This is a genomic window from Kitasatospora sp. NPDC032121 (assembly GCF_055580145.1).
Genome location: NZ_JBVILX010000048.1, coordinates 1 through 1,826 on the forward strand (window position 1 = coordinate 1; position 1,826 = coordinate 1,826).

Below are 1,826 nucleotides of genomic sequence, written 5' to 3' on the forward strand. Positions count from 1 at the left end.
GATGGGTAGGGGAGCGTCGTGTGCCGGGTGAAGCGGCCGAGGAATCGAGTCGTGGACGGTATACGAGTGAGAATGCAGGCATGAGTAGCGATACAAGAGTGGGAAACTCTTGCGCCGATTGACCAAGGGTTCCTGGGTCAAGCTGATCTGCCCAGGGTAAGTCGGGACCTAAGGCGAGGCCGACAGGCGTAGTCGATGGACAACGGGTTGATATTCCCGTACCCGCTTTGAAGCGCCAACGCTGAACCTCTTGATGCTAAGCCCGTGAAGCCGTCCCGGAGCCTTCGGGCAAAGGGAAGTGGTGGAGCCGGTGACCCAACGGGGTAGTAGGTGAGCGATGGGGTGACGCAGGAAGGTAGTCCAGCCCGGGCGGTGGTTGTCCCGGGGTAAGGGTGTAGGACGTGGGGTAGGCAAATCCGCCTCACATATAGTCTGAGACCTGATGCCGAGCCGATTGTGGTGAAGTGGATGATCCTATGCTGTCGAGAAAAGCCTCTAGCGAGTTTCATGGCGGCCCGTACCCCAAACCGACTCAGGTGGTCAGGTAGAGAATACCGAGGCGTTCGGGTGAACTATGGTTAAGGAACTCGGCAAAATGCCCCCGTAACTTCGGGAGAAGGGGGGCCATTCCTGGTGACGAGTCTTGCACTCTGAGCTGGGGGTGGCCGCAGAGACCAGCGAGAAGCGACTGTTTACTAAAAACACAGGTCCGTGCGAAGCCGTAAGGCGATGTATACGGACTGACGCCTGCCCGGTGCTGGAACGTTAAGGGGACCGGTTAGCTCTGATTCGTCGGGGCGAAGCTGAGAACTTAAGCGCCAGTAAACGGCGGTGGTAACTATAACCATCCTAAGGTAGCGAAATTCCTTGTCGGGTAAGTTCCGACCTGCACGAATGGCGTAACGACTTCTCGACTGTCTCAACCATAGGCCCGGTGAAATTGCATTACGAGTAAAGATGCTCGTTTCGCGCAGCAGGACGGAAAGACCCCGGGACCTTTACTATAGCTTGATATTGGTGTTCGGTTCGGCTTGTGTAGGATAGGTGGGAGACTGTGAAGCAGCAACGCCAGTTGTTGTGGAGTCGCCGTTGAAATACCACTCTGGTCGTGCTGGATGTCTAACCTGGGTCCGTGATCCGGATCAGGGACAGTGTCTGGTGGGTAGTTTAACTGGGGCGGTTGCCTCCTAAAGGGTAACGGAGGCGCCCAAAGGTTCCCTCAGCCTGGTTGGCAATCAGGTGTTGAGTGTAAGTGCACAAGGGAGCTTGACTGTGAGACTGACGGGTCGAGCAGGTACGAAAGTAGGGACTAGTGATCCGGCGGTGGCTTGTGGAAGCGCCGTCGCTCAACGGATAAAAGGTACCCCGGGGATAACAGGCTGATCTTCCCCAAGAGTCCATATCGACGGGATGGTTTGGCACCTCGATGTCGGCTCGTCGCATCCTGGGGCTGGAGTAGGTCCCAAGGGTTGGGCTGTTCGCCCATTAAAGCGGTACGCGAGCTGGGTTTAGAACGTCGTGAGACAGTTCGGTCCCTATCCGCTGTGCGCGTAGGAGTGTTGAGAAGGGCTGTCCCTAGTACGAGAGGACCGGGACGGACGAACCTCTGGTGTGCCAGTTGTTCTGCCAAGGGCATGGCTGGTTGGCTACGTTCGGGAGGGATAACCGCTGAAAGCATCTAAGCGGGAAGCCTGCTTCGAGATGAGCACTCCCACCTCCTTGAGAGGGTAAGGCTCCCAGTAGACGACTGGGTTGATAGGCCGGATATGGAAGCCCTGTGAGGGGTGGAGTTGACCGGTACTAATAGGCCGAGGGCTTGTCCTCAG

General features: G+C 57.1%; 1 rRNA gene. It reads left to right on the forward strand.

Annotation, left to right across the window (positions count from 1 at the left end):
- Positions 1-1,824: ribosomal RNA gene (locus ACZ5OX_RS38980) — 23S ribosomal RNA — on the forward strand; the annotation flags it as partial.
- Between the last annotated feature and the right edge of the window lie 2 nt (positions 1,825-1,826).